The sequence below is a fragment of the Paracoccus tibetensis genome (assembly GCF_900102505.1).
Lineage (GTDB): Bacteria > Pseudomonadota > Alphaproteobacteria > Rhodobacterales > Rhodobacteraceae > Paracoccus > Paracoccus tibetensis.
Map to the genome: position 1 here is coordinate 1 of NZ_FMVT01000019.1, position 18,780 is coordinate 18,780.

An 18,780-nucleotide genomic window follows, 5' to 3' on the forward strand; every position below is an offset into this window, starting at 1 on the left:
CTTCGGGCTTGTGCTTCTTCTGGGGCATTGCTTGTCCTCCATCTGGCTCGAAAGCCTACTTCAGGGAGGACCACTTTTCAGGGGGCAGGCCAGTGTGCGGGTCAGAGGCTGACTCGCGCCGTTTTTGACCAAGGGCGGCAGATCGACATGGAGAGCCCACAGTTGCCGCTGACAACCTGCTACAGTGTGCGGATGACCAAGTCGGCTGTTTATAGTTTTCGGAAGGCCACCGTGGCTGATCTTGCTCCGCTAAAGGCATGGCGCACTCAGCCGCATGTTCGGGAGTGGTGGGGCGAGGATGAAGCAGATGTTGATGTAGATTTGGGTGATCCTCGGGTATTGCGATGCGTCGTTTCAACCGGCGGGCAACCCTTCGACTTCATGCAAGACTATACTGTCCATGGGTGGCCGGATCATCATTTTGCCGATCTTCCAGAAGGATCACAGGGGATCGATCAGTCTATTGGAGAACTCGAGATGGTGGGGCGCGGGCATGGAACAGCGTTTATACGACAGCGAGTTCAGAAGCTCTTTGTAGATTGCGCACCAGTGGTGGCGACTGATCCGCACCCTAGAAATGAGCGAGCCATAGCTGTCTACAAGAAGCTCGGATTTGCCCTAACAGGATCTGCTCAGGAGACAAGATGGGGCTTGATCCTCCCCATGATCGCCAAGCCATAGCAAGGAGTGGTCAACGGCAGTTTCGTCCCGCATAGCAGGCGGCGACGTGGTGCAAGGCTTTCGCTGGCGCTCTGCTGGCAGCTAGGTCTGCCGGTTGGCGTGGTTGCCCAGCCGACCGCGGGAGCAAACCAGATCGTCAACAAACCTCGGCGACTGAGCGCTTCGTCTTAGGCCGGCCAGTTCCTGATCTTGTCGGCCGAGGGGGGCGGTTTGCTTATGTTGACCAGCCATCACACGGGCTCTGTGCATCAGAGCCGATATGAGGCACCGTTGCGGCTGGTCAGGGACGCACGGTTATCTCCGCGCATCTCGCCGTTCCCCGGCAACAGCAGCGCCACCATCCCGTCCACGTTGAAGGGCTTGTGACACCGCTGCGCATCGGCGAAGCGATCCGGCATCTCCTCTGCGGCCATACCTGTAAGCAGCACGAAGGGTATTCCGCGCCGCTTGAGTTCGTCGGCCACAAGACAGGTGGCCTCGATGCGAAAATCCAGATCAAGGATGGCGCCATCCACCACGCCGGCAGCCGCGATTAGAGCGATGGCACACTCCACCGTCGACGCGATGCCCACCACCTCGGCTCCGGCCGCCTCGAACGCCTGCGCGATATCGAGGGCGACGACGCGTTGCTGCTCGAGGACGATGACCCTGTGACGTCTTGCATCGCAGGAAGCGGCGTCACGCCCCCGAGGCGGCATTTCAAGATCAGCGCCGTATCCGGCCACTATGGGTCTTGCAGGACCGTCATGGTTCCCCCCCCGCACGCATCGGAAAACAAGATCTACATGCCGATCTCGAGATCGCGATTAACCTGGATTATCGTCACGAGACGATCATGGGCCGCGACGCCTCACTATCCGCGCCCATCATGCTTATGTTGAACGCATCGGCAGCCGCGATCAGAGGCGCTGTCGGCCGAGAGACCGTGTGTGCTCCCGCCTCCGAGCCGGAGCCTGTTCATGCCACGCTATTTCTTTCATATCATCGACGGCCGCGATATGCGTGACGAAGAGGGCACCGAATTGCCTGACATCTACGTGGCGCAGTCTCAGGCCATCTATCTGACCGGTGAGGTGCTGCGCGACATGGGCGCGCGGTTTTGGGACCGCGGCAGATGGCGCCTCGAGGTCGAGAACGATCAGGCCCAGATACTGTTCGTGCTTCATGTCCTTGCCGAGGAGCGGTCGCCGCCTCACGCGGCTTTCTAGACCATGCCCGGTCGCACCGGCGGCTGACGGAGCATGCTAGCGCCTCGGCTCCTTGCTGCCGTTTCGTTCCGTCAGGTGCAGGTAGTTGGGATTGAACCCGGAGAAGGCCTTGAGACGCGGAACATCCGGAATCACCAGCGCGCCGTTCTTGAACGTGATCAGGTTCTCGGCCCGCAGGCGTTGAAGAACCCGGTTCACATGGATGGTCGACAGGGCCATGGTGTCGGCGATCTCGGCCTGCGTGATGGGCAGATCATAGCTACCGTTGCTTGCCAACCCCACCGTTTCCAGACGCATCAGCAGCTCGCAGAGGAGGTGGGCGATGCGCTGCTCGGCCGAACGCGCCCCGATGTTGACCAGCCATTCGCGCAGCGTTGCCTCGTCCACCAGCGAGCACCACCACAAAGCCCGCGCCAAGGCCGGCCGCTCGGTCATTTCCAGGATTCGCGTCCGGGGAATGTCCACCACGCGGCATGGCGACAGCGTGCCGATGTTGTGGTCCATGGTGCGCAGGATGAAGATGTGCAGATCGCAGAAATCGCCCGGGACCAGGAACGCCATGATTTGACGGCGGCCGTCGGGCAGCAGCTTATAGCGGCAGGCGAAACCCTCAAGGATCAGACGCACGTGCAAGGGGTCGTCGCCCTCGCGGATCAGGTCCGCACGCCCGTCCACGAGACGGGCCATTCGGACCGTGTGGTCGAGAAGGCGCCGGTCGGCATCGGGCAAGGGCGCGAAGATTTCCAGTTTGCGAGTCAGTAGATTGTCCATTGTAATTCTCTCGTCACCCGCACAATTGCCGCGGACATGTCGCCCCATGGATGTCTGGTGGCATGACATCCAACATTTTTGCGGCGGCGAGATAAACCTACGTTAAGGACACGTGCTGACAATGATCGATATCTTGTGCCTAGACACCTTCCACGACATGCAGAAAGCATCAGATGGACGATCTATTTCACCTCGTTTTGCAGACCAAGGATGCTCAGGAGCGTGCCCGGAACGCAGACCTGCTCGAAACGACAGCCACCTTGGACCGGCTGTGCCGCATGATCGCCGGATTGACTGCGCAACACCCCGCCATGGACCGCGTGACGGTGATTTCCTCCACATCACCGGCACCACCGCCCGCCTACGCAGGCTGCGAAAAGCGCTAAAAATCGGGAATGATATCTGTGGTCGTTCCTGCTTAGGATCGTCGCCCCCAAGGTTTCGATTATTCTACGTGTCGGCCATCGTGCCAACTAGGCCGCGAACATCTGCATGCGCCTCCCTGTTCCCGTGGCGGGTCGAGGCGCCAAAGGGGCCGGGTTTTGCCCAGCCCCGATCTCCTTGGTGGCGCGCCTTCGATGCAGACATCCATAGCAGGATCAACTGGCTTATCGATGATCGTGCCCTCACGTCTGTTTGTGTCGAACGGCTGCGGCTGGAAAGCTTGCAGATGGGCGCAGACACTGCAGCGATGATCGACTACAACGCCCGGGCACACTGCACTTTTTGACGACGTTATCAGCCCGCTACGATCAGCAAGGCTGAAAACTCCCGCTTCAGATGGTCCAGGATCGGTAGGCGGGCAATAGCCACATGGCTTCGCTTGCTTCTGGATGAGAGATTAGTGGCAGGTCACTCTGAGCGGCAAGGCAATCACCGCGATGTCCCGCAGAGAAGACAGTGGCTCTCAGATTTTTGCTGCGCCAAGCACGAACGTCCGGTTTGGAGAAGCTGCACGGTGGCATCCGTCAAGCGTCGAGCGGCCGCAATGGGCCGATGCTGTTTCAAAATCCGATCGAGCATGTCCCGGCCCGGAGCAAGGTTCGCCTACACCTCGCTGTGGCGCCGTGAGGGCTGCTGAAACCAGTGCCCTCCCGCTGCGAGACTGTCCAGATTGGCGTCTGTCGATGCAGGGGTTGATGTCAGCGAACCTGCAAACCTGCACATCCAGAGCTCCGCAAAAGGAACATGCGGACTGTGCGGCCAAGTGCTATACTTGCTCAACCCCTCTGGGGAGCAAGCCATGGATGGAGAAGCCTCGTCTGGGCCGGGGGCTTTCAAGCCTCCAAAGATCGAGATGGCGCAATGGCCTCTCTCGACCTGGTCCCTCTTGCGCGTCATGGTGCGGAACCCGGTGGCGACAGTTCCGCCGGCGGCTTACCGAGAAGCGCATGCCAGCCTTCAGGTCGGGCGGCAGGCAATGTTCTACCCAAGCGATCCGGCGCTGGTTGAAGAAATTCTTGTGCGGAAACATGAGGACTTCGCCAAGTCCCGCATCGACAACAGCCTGCTCAACCCGATCCTGGGGAATGGCATTCTTACGGCAGAGGGCGACGTCTGGCGCCGGCAGCGGCGGCTGGCGGCTCCTGCCTTTCGTGCTGCAACGCTGTCGAGCCATCTGCCGGTCATGCGCAGCCCGTTCGAGGAGCTGGTTGAGCGCTGGGCGCTGAACCCGGGACCGCACCGGATCGACAACGCCATGACAGCGGCCACGATTGCCGTCATCTGCCGCGCGTTCTTTTCGAACTTCGACCAAGGCGACGCGGACCGGGTGTCGGGCGCGATCGCAAGATACCTCCGCCCCTCCAGCTGGCCGATCACCTACGAGGCACTTGGCCTACCCAAGTGGACGCCACACCCGGGCAAGCTCACCATGGAACAAGCGGCGGCGGAAGCGCGGCAGCTGGTGTGGAGCTTTGTGGCTCGGCGGCGGCAGGGGCGCAAAGTTCCGCCTGACCTCGCGCAGGTCCTGATGGACGCGCGCGATCCGGAGACGGGCCGTGCGCTGAGCGATGAAGAGCTCGTCAACACGTTCCTCACGCTGATCGCTGCAGGCCATGAGACATCGGCCAATGCGCTGACTTGGGCGCTCTACTGCCTTGCCGCGCAGCCCGAGCTGCAGGACGCGCTGGCGGATCACGTCCGGAACGTCATTGGTGATGGTCCAGTCGAGGCGCCGCATCTCGAGGCGTTGCCGGACGTGACCCAGTTCATCGAGGAAACGATGCGCCTCTTGCCGCCCGTTCCCATATTGAGCCGCCGCCCGCTCCACCCGTGCCAGATCGGCGGACACAGCATCGAGCAAACGACGCTCGTGTTCATCCCCATCTATGCCATCCACCGGCACGAGGCGCTTTGGTCATCCCCCGAAAGTTTCGATCCAGAGCGCTTCGCAGGCGGATATCAGACCCCGAGGCAGCGCTGCGCCTTCATGCCATTCGGTGCAGGCCCCCGGATCTGCCTCGGCGCCAGCTTCGCGATGATCGAGATGGTTGCTGGGCTCGGGACGATGCTTGCGGCCCTCCGCTTCCGCCTGCACGACAAGACGCCACCTGAACCCATGCACAGGATAACCCTGCGGCCCCGGAAGGAGGTTGTCCTGGGACTGGAGCTGCGTTCCTGAGGCGATGAAGTTGCACCTTAGACACCGTTACGAAGCGCGGCCGAAGCTGTGATCGAACTGCGCCGGGTGTGCCAGAGGCTCAAACTTCTGCGTGGGATGGAGCCACGCCAGTGGTGCGTCGGTGTGCATGTCACTCGCCACCATCATCATAGCACTACGTGCTGCAGCCTACTTGCACGTTCGCTTCGGAGTATGCTGCTAGGCGGGACTTGAGCCTACGAGCGTCTGGAAAGGGCGGCACTTTACAGGATGAACAGGTGCCCGCACGGCCTTGCGGGCGTAGTAGCGGGTGGAGGGGTATCACCTACCCGCTACTGGCCGTTCAAGCGGGACCGGGTCTAGGAAACTCAGTGTCCGCTGCGGGAACGGGATCTCGATGTCGGCCGCGTCAAGCGCGCACTTCACCGCCCGGGCCACCTCGTCGCGCGAGCGCAATTCCTCCACCGGCGTCGATCCAGTCCACCAGCGCAGCACGAAGTCGATCGAGGAGTCGCCAAAGCCTTGACAGAAGACTTCTGTCATCTTTGACGCATCCACCGTATCGCGCCCCTCAAGCGCACCGGATAAAGCTAAGCGGGCATGCTCCAGGTCCGTGCCATAGGCGACCCCCACCTCCAGCGTGATCCGGCGCAGCGGCTGGTCCGTCAGCACGGTGGTGGGATTGCGGTAGATGAAAGCGTTGGGCACGAGCACGAGTTCGCCCGAGCGCCGCCGGAGGTAGGTGTCGCGGATGGTAATTCGCTCTACCTGACCTTCGATCCCCTCGCACAGGATGTCGTCACCAATCCTCATTGGCCTCCGCAGCAGGATAAGGAGGCCAGCGAGGTAGTTTTCGAAGATGTCTTTGAAGGCAAGCCCGACCACTAGCGAGCCAACCCCGAGGCCCGCGACAACGTTTGTCGCCGACATTCCCGGGAAGACCAGCACCGCGGCGACGATCAAGCCGCCGATCCAGACAAGGCTTCGCGTCAGCGTCCGTGCCGCGGCGATCAGCGCCGGGCGCTGGTGCCAGCGCCGAAGGAGCCGGGCCTCGCCCCGCCAAGCATAGCGTGCCAAGGCCCAAGTCAGGGCCAAGACGATGAGTGCGGCGAGGAGGTTCGGCAGGAGGGCCACAAAGCCGCCCGCAAGCCGGGCGAGCTCGAACTGCAATATACGCAGCGGCTCAATATCGGGAAGCATTGGCTACGGGCACGTTCATCATCCTGAGAAAACGGTGCCACCTGCGGCACAGTTCCCGTATGCCGCGGCAAACACGAGCAACCGCCCTAGCAATCCGCGCCTCTGCGGCGTCAGCCACCTCCCGGTCAGCAGCGGCCGTTTTCTCGTTCATCTGCAGATCGCCGCCTCCTTGGCAGCCGTGTCTCTTGCCATCGCGAGGAATGCCGTAAAGCCCGCCGATGCGTTGCACCTGCCTGGATAAAACAGGCTGAACCCCGGTCGAGGCGGGGTCCATTTGTCCAGCAGGCGGATCAGCCGCCCGGCGGCGATGTCTTCAGCCACGTCCTTCTCGATGAAAAAGCCGATCCCGGTGCCGTTCAGGACAGCGGTGCGGGCGATGGCGGCCTGGTCCAGGGTCAGGCGGCCTTGGACGTCGAGCTGCGAGACCTCTCCGGCCCGCTCGAGGGTCCAGCGGAAGAGAGAGCAATTCAGCAGGCGCACGCGGAGGCAGTCTTTCAGGGGCAGGTCTGCAGGGGTTCGCGGCGTGCCTTAAGCCGCGACCCAGCCCGGCGATGCGACCACGGCAAAGCGCTGCGGCGGGCCCAGAGGCAGTGCGATCATGTCCCGAGGCACCAGTTCGGCAGAGCAAGGCCCAGATCGGGCGATGTTCCTGCCCTTGCATCAAGTGTGGGTGACCCCGCTACCTCAGTCTGCGGCGCAGCAGGCCCTTGGCGCCTCTCTTGTCACGGAAGTGCTGCCGCATCGCGCCCAAGCGACGCAGGAGCCCGGGGTGGTTGCTGTCAACCCGCACCTGCGGAATGATCTCACTACGCACAGCAACCGCACTGGAGGGCACATGGATCGCGAGAGCCTGGAACTGAGGTCGACCATCACGGCAGATGGCACGCTGCGGCTCAACTTGGAGCCGGTTGTTCTGCCCGAGCCGGGACCGGGGCAGCTGCTGGTGCGGGTTGAGGCATCGCCGATCAACCCCTCGGATCTCGGCCTGATGTTCGGCGCGGCCGACATGGAGACGCTTGCGCTTGAGGGCCAGGTGCTGACGGCGCGCGTTCCGGATCGCTCCATGCCTGCGATGCAGGGGCGGATCGGCCAGTCGCTGCCCGTGGGCAACGAAGGGGCAGGGACTGTCATCGAGGCAGGGCCGGACCAACAGCATCTGCTAGGAAAGCGGGTCGCGATGTTCGGCGGGGCCATGTATGCGCGTCTCCGCCTGATCGCGGTACAGGATTGTCTGGTTCTGCCCGAAGGCGCCTCGGCTGAGGAAGGCGCCGCGCTCTTCATCAACCCGCTGACCGCGCTTGGCTTCATCGAGACCATGCGGGCCGAGGGGCACACGGCAATCACTCACGCACCCGCGGCTTCGAACCTCGGGCAGATGCTGGTGCGGATCTGCCAAGCGGACGGCATCGGCCTCGTGAACATCGTCCGCAGCCCGGAGCAGGTCGCTTTGCTGCGTGACCTCGGCGCCACCCACGTCGTCGACAGCAGCGCCAACAGCTTCCGCCAGGATCTGACGGAGGCAATCGCCGCCACCGGTGCCACGCTCTCCTTCGATGCCATCGGCGGCGGTGAGATGACGAGCACCATCCTGAACGCGATGGAGGCGGTCGCCGCGCGCAGCATGACCGGCTATGACCGCTACGGCTCGGCGGTGCTGAAGCAGGGCTACATCTACGGCGCACTGGATACCGGCCCCTCGGTGCTGCGCCGCGGCTTCGGCTTCAGCTGGAGTGTCGGCGGCTGGCTGCTGTTCCATGTCCTGCAGCGTCTGGATCCGGCCGTCGTTCAGCGGATGCGCCAGCGTGTGGTGGAGGAGATGACCACCACCTTCGCGAGCCACTACACCGCCCGGATCACGCTTGAGCAGGCGCTCGAGCCGGAGACTGTAGCGTCTTACATGCGCAAGTCGACTGGGGCAAAGTACCTGCTGACGCCACAGCAGAGCTGATCGCTGGCCAACTGAAGCTCTCCGCGCCAGCATTGTCTACTCGGCATCAGCACCGTCCGCCGGACGGCGAAGATGTCATCTGTTGGCGTCGGAATTGGAGGAACAGACTGAACGGACATCAGCCGCGCAGAGAAGCGCGGCTGATAGAGCTGGATGATCCGAGCTGTACGACGTCGGTCGCTGGGGTCGAAATGTTACTTACGGCTGCTCGAGCCGGGCGCCTTGTGCTTCTGGTTCGGGATGAACGCAGTCCCGCACCCCGGGAGGATGATCGTCTGATCATCTACGGTCGCCAAACCTGCTTCAACAAAGCGGGCCAGTAGTGCTTTGGCCTGCATCTCGTCGATCTCGCTGAAGGCTGCGACTAGGCCATCAATTGCCTTCTTGCAGGACACGCGACCTCGGTCATCCACGTACGATGCGAGGACAATGAACCCGACAGCATACAGCGGATCACGTGTTTCGATCAGCTGCTGCATGAGGTCCGGGTCGATCCAGACGTAGCCACCATCTTTCTTCATGGTCCTTCTCCTTCTTGAAGGTTTTGCTGGGGAACATCCACGAAGCCGGCAGACACCGATCGTCTATTGGACGTTGCCGATCAGCCTCAAAGATCTTGGGATGCCTGAGCGGGTTGTCGTCTTTCGTCAGGCGAGGTTTGGGAGAAGCGTTGGCTTCGCTTCTACGGCGGAGTGCTGCAGTGCCGGCGCTGAGCGCCCCATTCCGCTGGGAGTGGCTTCAGCAGGCGCGGAAGAGTCAATTCCGACCTCTGCCTGCCGTCGAGGATCGCTTCGACGATGTCCGGCGCCAGCAGCGTCAGCCGCAGCACCCGGGTCATGTAGGAGTGGGCGATGTGCTCGTGCTCGGCCAGCTCGCCGATGGTGGCAAACTCGCCCGCATCCAGCATCCGCTTCCAACGGAAGGCCCGGCCTAGCGCCTTGACGAGCGAGCTATCGCTACGGCGGCTCTGCGGCGCATCCACCGGCAGGTGGATCTCCTTGCGCCCGCCGCGCTTCACCACCCGGAAGGGCACATGCAGGGTCATGCTCTCGGGCAGGGGCGCCGGGATCATGCGGCACGCTCCATGGCGCCGGCCAGCATCTCCTGTGCGAGGCCCGTGAGCCCGTCGATCCGCAGCCGCACCTTCAGGCCGCCGGCGCCGATGTCGACCCGCTCGACCAGCAGTGCGGCGATGCGAGCCTGCTCAGCCGGAAAGAGCTCCTCCCACAGCGGATCAAGCTGGCCCAGCGCCACCCGGACATCAGCTTCGCTGATGCCGCTGTTCTGCTCCTGATCCTCCGTCTGCTCCCTTGCCGCCTTCCAGGTGCCAGCGATGATCTCGGGCTGACGGAACACAGCGCGCAGCTGGTCGATGACAGCGGCCTCGATGTCGCCGGCGGGCACGCGCCCAACAGGGCAGGCGCCGGCGCCCTGCTTCAGCACCGTCTGGCTGACATAGTAGCGGTAGAGCCTGCCGCCCTTGCGGGTGTGGCTGGGCGAGAAGGCAGCGCCGTCGGGTCCGAAGATCAACCCCTTCAGAAGCGCCGGCGTCTGCGCCCGGGTGCGGGCGGCGCGGGTGCGGGGGCTCTCAGTGAGGATGGCGTGGACCTTGTCCCACTGATCCTGATCGATGATCGCCGCGTGCTCGCCGGGGTAGCTGTCGCCCTTGTGCACCGCCTCGCCGAGGTAGACGCGGTTCGACAGCACCCGGTAGATGGCCTTCTTGTCGATGCGGTTGCCGCGCGAGGTCCGGATGCCGCGGCCCTCGACCTCGCGAGCCAGTTCGGTGCAGGAGCCGAGCTCGAGGAAGCGGGCGAAGATCCAGCGGACGTGCGCGGCGTCCTCAGTGCGCACCACCAGCTTGCGGTCCTTGACCTCGTAGCCGAGCGGAGGGTTGCCCCCCATCCACATCCCCTTCATGCGGCTAGCGCGGAACTTGTCCCGGATGCGCTCGGCCGTCACCTCGCGCTCGAACTGCGCGAAGGACAGGAGGATGTTCAGCGTGAGCCGGCCCATGGAGGTGGTGGTGTTGAACGACTGGGTCACGCTGACGAAGGTGACGCCGTTGCGGTCGAAGACCTCCACCAGCTTCGAGAAGTCCATCAGCGAGCGCGAGAGGCGGTCGATCTTGTAGACGACCACCACATCCACGAGCCCGTCCTCGATGTCGGCCAGCAGCCGCTGCAGGGCAGGGCGCTCCAGCGTGCCGCCGGAGATGCCGCCATCGTCATACTGATCGCGCACCAGCACCCAGCCCTCCGAGCGCTGGGAGGCGATGTACGCCTCGCAGGCTTCGCGTTGGGCATGGAGCGAGTTGAACTCCTGCTCCAGCCCTTCTTCGGAGGATTTGCGGGTGTAGACCGCGCAGCGCAGCTTGCGCACCAGCGGCTTCGTCTTCTCTCCTGCGCGCGTCATGCCCGGCTCCGGTGGTTCTTGAGGCCGAAGAACACCCAGCCGTTCCAGCGCGTGCCGGTGATGGCGCGGGCGAGAGCGGAGATGGAGGCGTAGGGCCGCCCCTGCCACTCGAAGCCGCCGGTGGTCACGGTGACGACATGCTCGGTGCCCTGCCACTCGCGGATCAGCCGGGTGCCGGCGATGGGCATGAGATCGGCGCGGATGCGGCTCTTCTTGCGGTCGCCGCCGTCCTGCTCCTCGCCCAGCCGCTCCAGTCGCCGGATGGTCTCCGGCTTCAACCCGCCATAGGCGAGCTCCTGGATGCGGTAGGCAATCCGGCTCTCGAGGTAGCGGCGGTTGAAGGGCGGCGGCGCGCTCTCGAAGAGCTCCCGCCACTGTTTCTTCAGCTCTTGAGCCGACGCCGCTTTCAGGGCGGCCAGGCGCGCGGGGATGGGATCAACGTTCGTCATTGCTTCTTCTCTGCTTTCGCTCGTCCGAACTACCGCTCTGCTCGAGCCGGATGTGTAGTCGCCGGATCTCGGCTGTTTCGAACTGTCTCCGTAAAGTCGCTGTTGCGCATCCGAAGCCGCAGGAGGCCGAGCCCGAGGAGGGCGCAGAGCTCGCGCCGACGCTCGGAGGCCGTCATCCGGCCCGCCGGAAGAGGATTGGAGCCACGGGTCATCTTACGTGGCTCCCCTCAAGCAGGGGCAGGTCGCCACGAGGCGGCTCGCCCCTTGGAGACGCGCCACGTGCGGGGGCAACGTCCGATTGATCAGCAGATGAGGTTTCCAATGGAAACCCCGATTTTTCTTCTGCAACTGGAAATTTGCTGCGGCAAAGCCCACCGCATACGAAAGCGCGCCGGAAGGACCCGAAGGCCCTCCCTCGCACGAGGAGCTGACGAGGTGCGCCGCGGTATAAACAAGCATCGCCATCACTCTGACCCTTCACCAGAGTTCACACCCGGAGGCGTGCGCTTCAGGTTGTCGTAGATCTTCTGAAGGACGGCGCGATCCTGTTCCTCTTTCGGATCGGCGCATGCCGGCTTGGCTTGCGGCGCTTTGCGAAAAGCCTGTTCGAGCTCCGCACTGACATTGCTGGCATACTCGGCGATCGCATCTCCAAAATAGTCCCAGGTGCGGATGAGCCGAGCCTTGCGACGCATCTCGGCCTTTCTCCGCAGTACCGGCAGGATATGGGCATCAACGCTGTAGCCCTGCTCGATCAGGTGAAGAAGAATAAGGTAATCGTCACGCAGCAGGTCCTGTTCCCGAGCCGTGATCCAAGCTCCAAGCGCAGCGATGCAGGCCTCGAGGACATTTTCTTCGCCCAAGGTAGTCATTAGTTCGGTGTTATTATTATGGTTAGCAGATTTTTCCGGTTGATGGAGCGAATTTTGCCTGCGGAGCGCTTCGAGATGCTCTGCGTGTGAAATCTCCTTGATGTACTTGCCAAGCTTGGGGTGACCGAGTGGCGGTAGCTGTTCCCGGCCGACCCAGCCGATGACATGGTAGACATTGCTGATCTGCTTCTGGGTTTCACACCGGCCAATGACTCGGATCAGCCCATAGTCTTTTAGCCTGCCCAGATGGTCCTGCACGCTCCGGGGCGAACATCCTATGTGGTCGGCAAGGTCCTCTTGCTTGTAGTAGCTGCAGCCGTAGGTGTCGCCCTTCCGGGCAAGGAACAATAGAAGGGACTTCGGGCCCATGGGCATCTTCAGAAAGCTTTCGGCCCAAAACTGCGCTTCTTTGTTGACGTAGTCGCCGCGGCGCGACTTTCGGTTAGAGGAACGCGCCGACATTACAGAGCCTTCCGGTGGCGGCTATCGAGCCACGCCTGAACATCGCTGCGTTTCCAGCCGATGGCACGCGCGCCCAAGCGCACCGGAGCGGGAAAGCGGCCGTCGGCAACCGCACAGTAAATCCAGCTTCGGCCCATGCCGGTTACGGCCAGCACGCGCGGAAGCCGGAAGATTTCTTCGATCATGTGAGAACCTCGTCCATAGACACTGAATGTCCCTGGACGATGACAACCTCTCTCCTGGCGATCGTGTCGGAAGTAATTGGCGTATTACTTCCGACACGACAGGCCGAGTTATGCCCCTGCCTGATCCTGTTTTGAATTTAGCAAGAGCCAGATATCCTTAACATGCTTGTAGCTTTGAGGCGTTCGGCGCATGGCAACCATGGCCTCAGCCACGGCATCACAAGCGCTAAATTGTCCCTTCCTCGCCTCGTCGTTGCGTGTCGCGGTCAGATTGAGCTCTTCGCATAGCGCCACGATCACCCAATAGATGACATGGTTTCGATAGTACGTGTCGATCTTGTAGCCGGGAGACCGCCTGGGTCGCACAAGCTTAGTTTGGGCCACGTCGATCAAAAACATGCGGAGTTCAGGAACAAGAGGGCGTCCATCGGCCATCATTACAGTCGCATGTAGCGCCAAGGCGTCATAAGCAACCTGGTCTCGCTGGGCTTGTCGGCTCAATACAAGCAGCATCCGATTGTATGGAACGGCATGCCCGGCTTGACCATCCGGAGACAAACCAGCATTGAATGCCCGCCGAATGTACGAGCGATCGAATTCTGCTTTCCGTATAATCCGACGGCGCAGCTCCTTCGGGCGGGCCTTCTCCAACTCTTCAAGCTTGTCTTCCAGTTCAACTACTGCAGCGTCGTGCTCGCTGAAGTCGATAGCCTCGAAGGTCTCGAAGCCATGCTGCAATTCCTCCCTGGTCAGGGCTACAATCGCAGGCCAATCTATGGTTTTGCTCATCACGCACAGATAGCGTGGACACGGACAGACGACAACGGATGTTGGAGTTCCATAAGGGAGTACTGCTAAGCTGCTCGCCGGGGCTCTTGCCGGAGCCATGTGACGTGGTCATTTGGCTGAACAGCGATGGTGACGCGCATGACAAAACGCGCACTACTAGGTAAGATCTAAGATGACTCAGCGGGATCAACTTTATTTAGGCGCAATGGGGAGCGCCCTCATGAGAGCTGCAACAGTTCTGCTAGTTCTGTCGGTTCAAGGAGCCCATGCCGCGTGGGATGTCCGCGACTGTGCCGGCGAGGTAAGGGATCGACACGGTATCCGCATTGAAGTTGCCATGCAGATCTGCGCTGGTTCTCAGGCGAAACAAGGCCAGCGTCGCCGATGCGTTATTCGTCAGGTGAAGACTAAGGGCATGTCGGCCGACGACGCACTAAGCACCTGCTTGAGCAGGTTGCGTTGAGATAACGTGACGGTGCCACTCACACGCTGGCTGTGCTAAACAGCGTCAGCCCAAGTATCGCTCGGCAGGCGCTTACGCTGGCAAAGACACGCATCGCGGCGGCGGGTGCTTCAGCTATATCTCCATGCACGTGCAGACCCGAGCGAAGCTTATCTTTTGGCATCGGCGCATGTGGTGACCCATGCATCATATTCCCGCTGCGCCGCTTCAAGCGTCTCCACATTGACCGTCCGCATCACGACAGCGCGCTCCAAGGCCTTCACGCGCTTATTGAGCGGGCGGCCTTCGTGACTGTCCTCGACGCCCAGCTTCTCGTATAGCGAGCCGAGCCGGTTCTGCAACGTCCGCAGAGACATTCCGCGGCGCTCGGCGATCTGGCGATCCTGCAGGCCAAGCGCCAGGTCCAACAGCACGGCGTATTCGCTTTCGTTCAGCGCGCCCGACGCCCCGGGACCCTTCCGCTGCAGCCGGTGGACCTCACGATCCACGACGATCTGGCCCTCGACAAGCACCGTCCGCAGGGCAAGCTTCAGCCGGGCGCGGGTCGCCGTCTTCAGAACGTATCCATAAGCGCTGGCAGGCGGCACGATCGCCGAGACGCCGCGGAGGTAGGCTTCATCCGCGTAGTTCGACCAGAACAGGATGCGCGTTCCGGGCCGCTCGGCCCAGATGGTGCGGGCAGCCTCGACCCCGTTGCGGCGGTCCATCTGCAGGTCCATGACGATCGCATCGATGGCACCGGCGCGAGCCTCTTCCTGCCCGGTGAAGCCGTCGCTCGCATGGATCGTCTCGGTCACCTCGGGCAGAGCCTCGGCGATGACGTCCTGGAGATACGACGCGTGGAACTGGTCATCCTCGACCACAAGCACCCTCATGACAGCGCCGCCGGCAAGGTGACGGTCACGCAAGTCCCGTCGTCCGAGACGACCTCCAGTTCCGCGCCGATCAGGTCCGCGCGCGTCCGCAGATGGGACAGGCCCGAGCGCCGCCCCAGCTGGGACGGCAGGCCGCATCCGTTGTCCTGGATGACCACGCGCAGCTCGCCGCCTGTTTCGGCTGTTACTATGACGCGGATGAGCCGCGCATGGGCATGCTTGGCCGCATTGTTGATCGCTTCCTGCGCAATGCGGAACAGCGCGGTTCGCGCCGTCGGTTGAAGCCGGTCCACCTTTCCTCCAGTCTTGTCGAGAACGTCCACGGTAATGCCGTCCCCCTCGACGGCACGCTCCAGATAGACGCGGATGGCGTGGCTGAAACCGAACAGGTCAAGCAACGTTGGAACGGCTGTGTCAATCAGGCTGCGCAGATCCGCGATCGTCTCGGAGAGGTTGCGCGCAAGTCGCCCGCGGTCCAGTGGCGGTTCATGGGTCAGCTCGCGCAGCAGCCGGGTCAGGTCCGCAAGCGTCTGGTCGTGCAGGTCCATGCCGATGCGCTGACGCTCTCGTTCCAGAGCCTGCGTCAACTCCAGTGCGCCGGCTCTCAGGCTCTCGGTTCGCTCCTGAGCGCGGGTCCGCATCCGGGCCACCTGGCGGGCGTGCTCGGCCGTGTGCAGGGCGTGAAAGCTGGGGGCGAGAATGTTGGCGAGGTGGCCGGCAAGTTCGACATCGGCGGCGTCGTAGTAGCCCTCGATCTCGTGCGAGATGTTCAGGGTCCCGGTCACCTCGCCCATGACCCGCAGCGGAACGTTGATGCGGGCGCGCAGATGGTGGTCCAGGATCGGCCCGCACGAGGCGCCGGGAAACACGTGGCGCGGATCGTGCATGGCATTTGCGGTCAGCATCATCGGGCAGCGCTTGAGCAGGACGTCCCGCACGGGCGAGGCGTTGACGCGTGTGCGGCGGCGCGACCAGCGGGTGTGGATGCCGATCTCGTGGCTGACCACCCAGCCCGGCCGGTCCAGCAGGCAGATGTCGGCATGGGTGAAGGGGATCAGCTCGCCGATCTCGGCCGCAATGGCCCGCAGGGCGGCACGGATCTCGACCTCGTCCGCCAGATGGGCGACGATGCGGCGGAAGGCGGCATCGGTGGCGGCCGCCGTCGCCCGGTGCCGCACCGGCGCGGCAGGCGCACTGCCCGGTAGCAGGTTGCTCATCGGCCTCTCCTCGGCGCTTCCCCATGCGCGTCTTTGCAGGATGATCCTTTTGCGCGGCGTTGCACACACCATTCCCCGCAATCCGCTTGCGGGAACCCGCAAGTTTTTTGCGGGAGAAGTCCTTTACGGCCGCACCGCTCTGCCGCAGCATCGATTTGCCCGTGGAGGACGGGCGAGGGAGGATGACATGATCACACGGACGCTTCTGCTCAGTGCAGCGGGTGTGGCGGCGCTGGCCGGCACGGCCCTTGCGGAGACATCCGACAAGCGGATCGCGCTGTCGAACAACTACGCCGGCAACTCGTGGCGGCAGGCGATGCTGCAGACATTCCAGGAGGTGGCCGACAAGGCCGTCGCCGATGGCATCGTCGCGGCTGCCGATCCCTACACGACATCCGAGAACCAGGCAACCGAACAGGCCGCCCAGATCCAGAACATGATCCTGCAGGGCTATGACGCGATCATCCTGAACGCGGCCTCGCCCACGGCCCTCAACGGCGCGGTCGAGGAGGCGTGCAACGCCGGCGTCATCGTCGTCAGCTTCGACGGCATCGTGACCGCCCCCTGCGCCTGGCGCATTGCCGTGGATTTTCGGGCGATGGGCCGGGAGCAGGTCGACTATCTGGCCGAGCGGCTGCCCGACGGCGGCAACCTCTTGGAAATCCGCGGCCTCGCTGGCGTCTTCGTCGATGACGAGATCCATGCCGGCATCCACGAGGGGGTCGAGGCGCACAGCCAGTTCACCATCGCCGGGACGGTTAACGGCGACTGGGCGCAAGAGGTCGCGCAGCGCGCGGTCGCAGGCATCCTGCCGTCTTTGCCCGAAATCGTCGGGGTCGTGACGCAAGGCGGCGACGGCTATGGTGCAGCCGAGGCGTTTCGGGCAGCCGGTCGTGACACGCCGCTGATCATCCTCGGGAACCGCCAGGACGAAATGGCCTGGTGGGCCGAGCAGCGCGACGCCAACGGCTACGAGACGATGTCCCTGTCCATCGCCCCCGGTGTCGCCTCGTTGGCGTTCTGGGTGGCGCAGCAGATCCTGGACGGGCAAGAGGTGCCGAAGGACCTGACCGTGCCGTTCCTTCGCGTCACGCAGGACACGCTGGACGAGGCGCTGGCCGCGACGCCCGAAGGCTCGGTCGCCAACACGGTCTATTCGCTGGAAGACGCGCAGGCCGTGATCGCCGAAGCCCAGTAGGACGGCAACCGGACGCATGACACAGCCTGCTTCCGATGCGACCGCGATCGTCGCCCTGACCGATGCCGCCAAGCATTTCGGGCCGGTCAGGGCGCTCGATGGGGTGACGCTGTCGATCCGCCCCGGTGACTGCCTGGGGCTGGTCGGCCATAACGGCGCGGGCAAGTCCACGCTGGTCAACGTGATCAACGGCACACTTCCGCCCTCGGCGGGGCGGATCGATTTCCCGCTGTCCGGCGCAACCGCGGCAGCGGCGGCCTGCGTGCGCTCGATCTTCCAGGAGCTGTCGCTCTGCCCGAACCTGACCGTGGCCGAGAACCTGCGCATCGCGCATCGGGGCCTTGGCGGCCTCAACTGGCGCCGGGCGGCGCGCCAGCAGGTGCGGGAGGCGCTGGACATGGTGTTTCCCGGCCACCGCATCGACGCCGACGCGACCGTCGACACGCTCAGCATCGCCGAGCGCCAGATGGCAGAGATCGCCATCGGCTTTGCGCCGCGCGACGCCGCGGCCAGCCTGGTGATCCTGGACGAGCCGACCTCGTCTCTGGATGCCGCGATCGCGCAGCAACTGCTGGACTATGTGCGGCGCTTCTGCGCCGCTGGCGGCGCGGTGATCTTCATCTCGCACATGCTGGGCGAGATCTTCGACGTCGCCAGCCGCATCCTCGTCATGAAGGATGGCAAGGTGGTCGCCGAACGTCCAGCGACCGAGTTCACGCGGCAGGGGCTGGTCGACGCGATGGGCCATGTCGCGCCAGAGGGCGCGGCTGTGCAGGCCGCCCGCGCCTTCGGTCCGCAGATCGTTGCCACGCCCGAGGGGCTGACGGCTTGCAGGGGCGAGATCGTCGGCCTGTCCGGCCTTGCCGGGCACGGACAGGCCGAGGCGTTGGCGCGGCTTTATCTTGGCGCGACCTCGTCCTGGCGCAGCGCGGGCGGGCGGATGGTGTTCGTGGCAGGCGACAGGGGACGCGACGGGATATTTCCGCTGTGGTCGATCCTGCGGAATGCCTCGGTCTCGATCCTGCCGCGGATCGCGCGGCGCGCCATCGTCGACCCGGCGAAGGAGGGCCACATCGCCGCCGACTGGCAGCGCCGCATCGGCATCCGCACGGCGGACTTGTCCAACCCGATCCTGTCACTGTCTGGCGGCAACCAGCAGAAGGTCCTCTTCGCCCGCGCCCTGGCCTCGGACGCCCCAGTCGTGGTTATGGACGATCCCATGCGTGGCGTCGATGTCGGCACCAAGCAGGACGTCTATGCCATGATCCGCAGCGAAGCCGCGAAGGGCCGCACCTTCCTGTGGTACTCGACCGAGACGGAAGAGGTGTGCCAGTGCGACCGCGTCGTCGTGTTCCGCAACGGCAGGATCTCGGCCGAGCTGACCGGCGCCGACATCACCGAAGAGCGCATCCTTCAGGCCTCGTTCCAGATGGAAGAGGCGTAGC

19 protein-coding genes and 1 pseudogene are annotated in these 18,780 nt (G+C 63.6%); 7 read left to right on the forward strand and 13 right to left on the reverse strand.

Annotation, left to right across the window (positions count from 1 at the left end; translation table 11 throughout):
• Positions 1-147 precede the first annotated feature (147 nt).
• Positions 148-681: a GNAT family N-acetyltransferase gene (locus tag BLP73_RS17690; protein WP_245686746.1), complete on the forward strand. Its 534-nt coding sequence runs from the start codon at positions 148-150 to the stop codon at positions 679-681.
• Positions 682-929: 248 nt separating this feature from the next.
• Here BLP73_RS17690 and BLP73_RS17695 read toward each other — a convergent pair whose 3' ends face one another.
• Complete coding sequence (locus BLP73_RS17695) at positions 930-1,406, reverse strand: response regulator (RefSeq protein WP_139166021.1); 477 nt, start codon at positions 1,404-1,406, stop codon at positions 930-932.
• 234 nt (positions 1,407-1,640) lie between these two features.
• Here BLP73_RS17695 and BLP73_RS17700 point away from each other — a divergent pair, with 234 nt between their 5' ends.
• The gene (locus BLP73_RS17700) at positions 1,641-1,889 is read left to right on the forward strand and encodes a DUF6894 family protein (protein WP_090747965.1); all 249 of its coding nucleotides are present in this window, start codon (positions 1,641-1,643) and stop codon (positions 1,887-1,889) included.
• A 36-nt stretch (positions 1,890-1,925) separates the two neighbouring features.
• Here the strand turns inward: BLP73_RS17700 and BLP73_RS17705 are convergent, their stop codons facing one another.
• A complete protein-coding gene (locus BLP73_RS17705; protein WP_090747967.1) occupies positions 1,926-2,660 on the reverse strand; it encodes a Crp/Fnr family transcriptional regulator in 735 nt (244 codons plus the stop codon).
• Between the two features lie 173 nt (positions 2,661-2,833).
• On the opposite strand from BLP73_RS17705, the gene BLP73_RS17710 reads away from it, so the two are divergent.
• Both BLP73_RS17710 and BLP73_RS17715 read left to right on the forward strand, forming a co-directional pair.
• Positions 2,834-3,046, forward strand: a complete 213-nt coding sequence (locus BLP73_RS17710; RefSeq protein ID WP_090747970.1) for a hypothetical protein — start codon at positions 2,834-2,836, stop codon at positions 3,044-3,046.
• Positions 3,047-3,903: 857 nt separating this feature from the next.
• Positions 3,904-5,283 (forward strand): cytochrome P450, encoded by a 1,380-nt coding sequence (locus tag BLP73_RS17715; RefSeq protein WP_139166022.1) that lies wholly within the window; start codon positions 3,904-3,906, stop codon positions 5,281-5,283.
• Between the two features lie 300 nt (positions 5,284-5,583).
• Here the strand turns inward: BLP73_RS17715 and BLP73_RS17720 are convergent, their stop codons facing one another.
• Both BLP73_RS17720 and BLP73_RS17725 read right to left on the reverse strand, forming a co-directional pair.
• A complete protein-coding gene (locus tag BLP73_RS17720) occupies positions 5,584-6,462 on the reverse strand; it encodes a mechanosensitive ion channel family protein (RefSeq protein ID WP_090747978.1) in 879 nt (292 codons plus the stop codon).
• 147 nt (positions 6,463-6,609) lie between these two features.
• Positions 6,610-6,975: pseudogene (locus tag BLP73_RS17725) on the reverse strand (LysR substrate-binding domain-containing protein); the annotation flags it as partial.
• Between the two features lie 322 nt (positions 6,976-7,297).
• On the opposite strand from BLP73_RS17725, the gene BLP73_RS17730 reads away from it, so the two are divergent.
• Entirely contained in the window at positions 7,298-8,410 is a 1,113-nt protein-coding gene (locus BLP73_RS17730) for a zinc-binding dehydrogenase (protein ID WP_090747980.1), read from the forward strand.
• Positions 8,411-8,604: 194 nt separating this feature from the next.
• Here BLP73_RS17730 and BLP73_RS17735 read toward each other — a convergent pair whose 3' ends face one another.
• The 9 genes from BLP73_RS17735 to BLP73_RS17775 all read right to left on the reverse strand — a co-directional run bounded on the left by BLP73_RS17735 (position 8,605) and on the right by BLP73_RS17775 (position 16,137).
• On the reverse strand, positions 8,605-8,931 hold the full coding sequence (locus BLP73_RS17735) for a hypothetical protein (protein ID WP_090747983.1): 327 nt from the start codon (positions 8,929-8,931) through the stop codon (positions 8,605-8,607).
• Positions 8,932-9,092: 161 nt separating this feature from the next.
• Positions 9,093-9,482, reverse strand: a complete 390-nt coding sequence (locus tag BLP73_RS17740; RefSeq protein ID WP_175453421.1) for a hypothetical protein — start codon at positions 9,480-9,482, stop codon at positions 9,093-9,095.
• Complete coding sequence (locus BLP73_RS17745; RefSeq protein ID WP_090747986.1) at positions 9,479-10,825, reverse strand: recombinase family protein; 1,347 nt, start codon at positions 10,823-10,825, stop codon at positions 9,479-9,481. Before BLP73_RS17745 ends, BLP73_RS17740 begins: the two co-directional genes overlap by 4 nt.
• A complete protein-coding gene (locus BLP73_RS17750) occupies positions 10,822-11,274 on the reverse strand; it encodes a DUF2924 domain-containing protein (protein ID WP_090747992.1) in 453 nt (150 codons plus the stop codon). The genes BLP73_RS17745 and BLP73_RS17750 overlap by 4 nt, the downstream gene beginning before the upstream one ends.
• A gap of 464 nt (positions 11,275-11,738) precedes the next feature.
• Positions 11,739-12,608, reverse strand: a complete 870-nt coding sequence (locus BLP73_RS17755; protein WP_090747995.1) for a helix-turn-helix domain-containing protein — start codon at positions 12,606-12,608, stop codon at positions 11,739-11,741.
• The gene (locus BLP73_RS17760) at positions 12,608-12,793 is read right to left on the reverse strand and encodes a helix-turn-helix transcriptional regulator (RefSeq protein ID WP_090747997.1); all 186 of its coding nucleotides are present in this window, start codon (positions 12,791-12,793) and stop codon (positions 12,608-12,610) included. The genes BLP73_RS17755 and BLP73_RS17760 overlap by 1 nt, the downstream gene beginning before the upstream one ends.
• A gap of 108 nt (positions 12,794-12,901) precedes the next feature.
• Positions 12,902-13,582, reverse strand: a complete 681-nt coding sequence (locus BLP73_RS17765) for a hypothetical protein (protein WP_139166023.1) — start codon at positions 13,580-13,582, stop codon at positions 12,902-12,904.
• A gap of 612 nt (positions 13,583-14,194) precedes the next feature.
• Entirely contained in the window at positions 14,195-14,920 is a 726-nt protein-coding gene (locus BLP73_RS17770) for a response regulator transcription factor (RefSeq protein ID WP_090748003.1), read from the reverse strand.
• Positions 14,917-16,137 (reverse strand): GAF domain-containing sensor histidine kinase, encoded by a 1,221-nt coding sequence (locus tag BLP73_RS17775; protein ID WP_090748007.1) that lies wholly within the window; start codon positions 16,135-16,137, stop codon positions 14,917-14,919. The genes BLP73_RS17770 and BLP73_RS17775 overlap by 4 nt, the downstream gene beginning before the upstream one ends.
• Before the next feature lie 187 nt (positions 16,138-16,324).
• On the opposite strand from BLP73_RS17775, the gene BLP73_RS17780 reads away from it, so the two are divergent.
• Both BLP73_RS17780 and BLP73_RS17785 read left to right on the forward strand, forming a co-directional pair.
• Positions 16,325-17,335 (forward strand): ABC transporter substrate-binding protein, encoded by a 1,011-nt coding sequence (locus BLP73_RS17780; protein ID WP_090748010.1) that lies wholly within the window; start codon positions 16,325-16,327, stop codon positions 17,333-17,335.
• A gap of 16 nt (positions 17,336-17,351) precedes the next feature.
• Positions 17,352-18,779: a sugar ABC transporter ATP-binding protein gene (locus BLP73_RS17785; protein ID WP_090748013.1), complete on the forward strand. Its 1,428-nt coding sequence runs from the start codon at positions 17,352-17,354 to the stop codon at positions 18,777-18,779.
• Position 18,780: the final 1 nt, after the last annotated feature.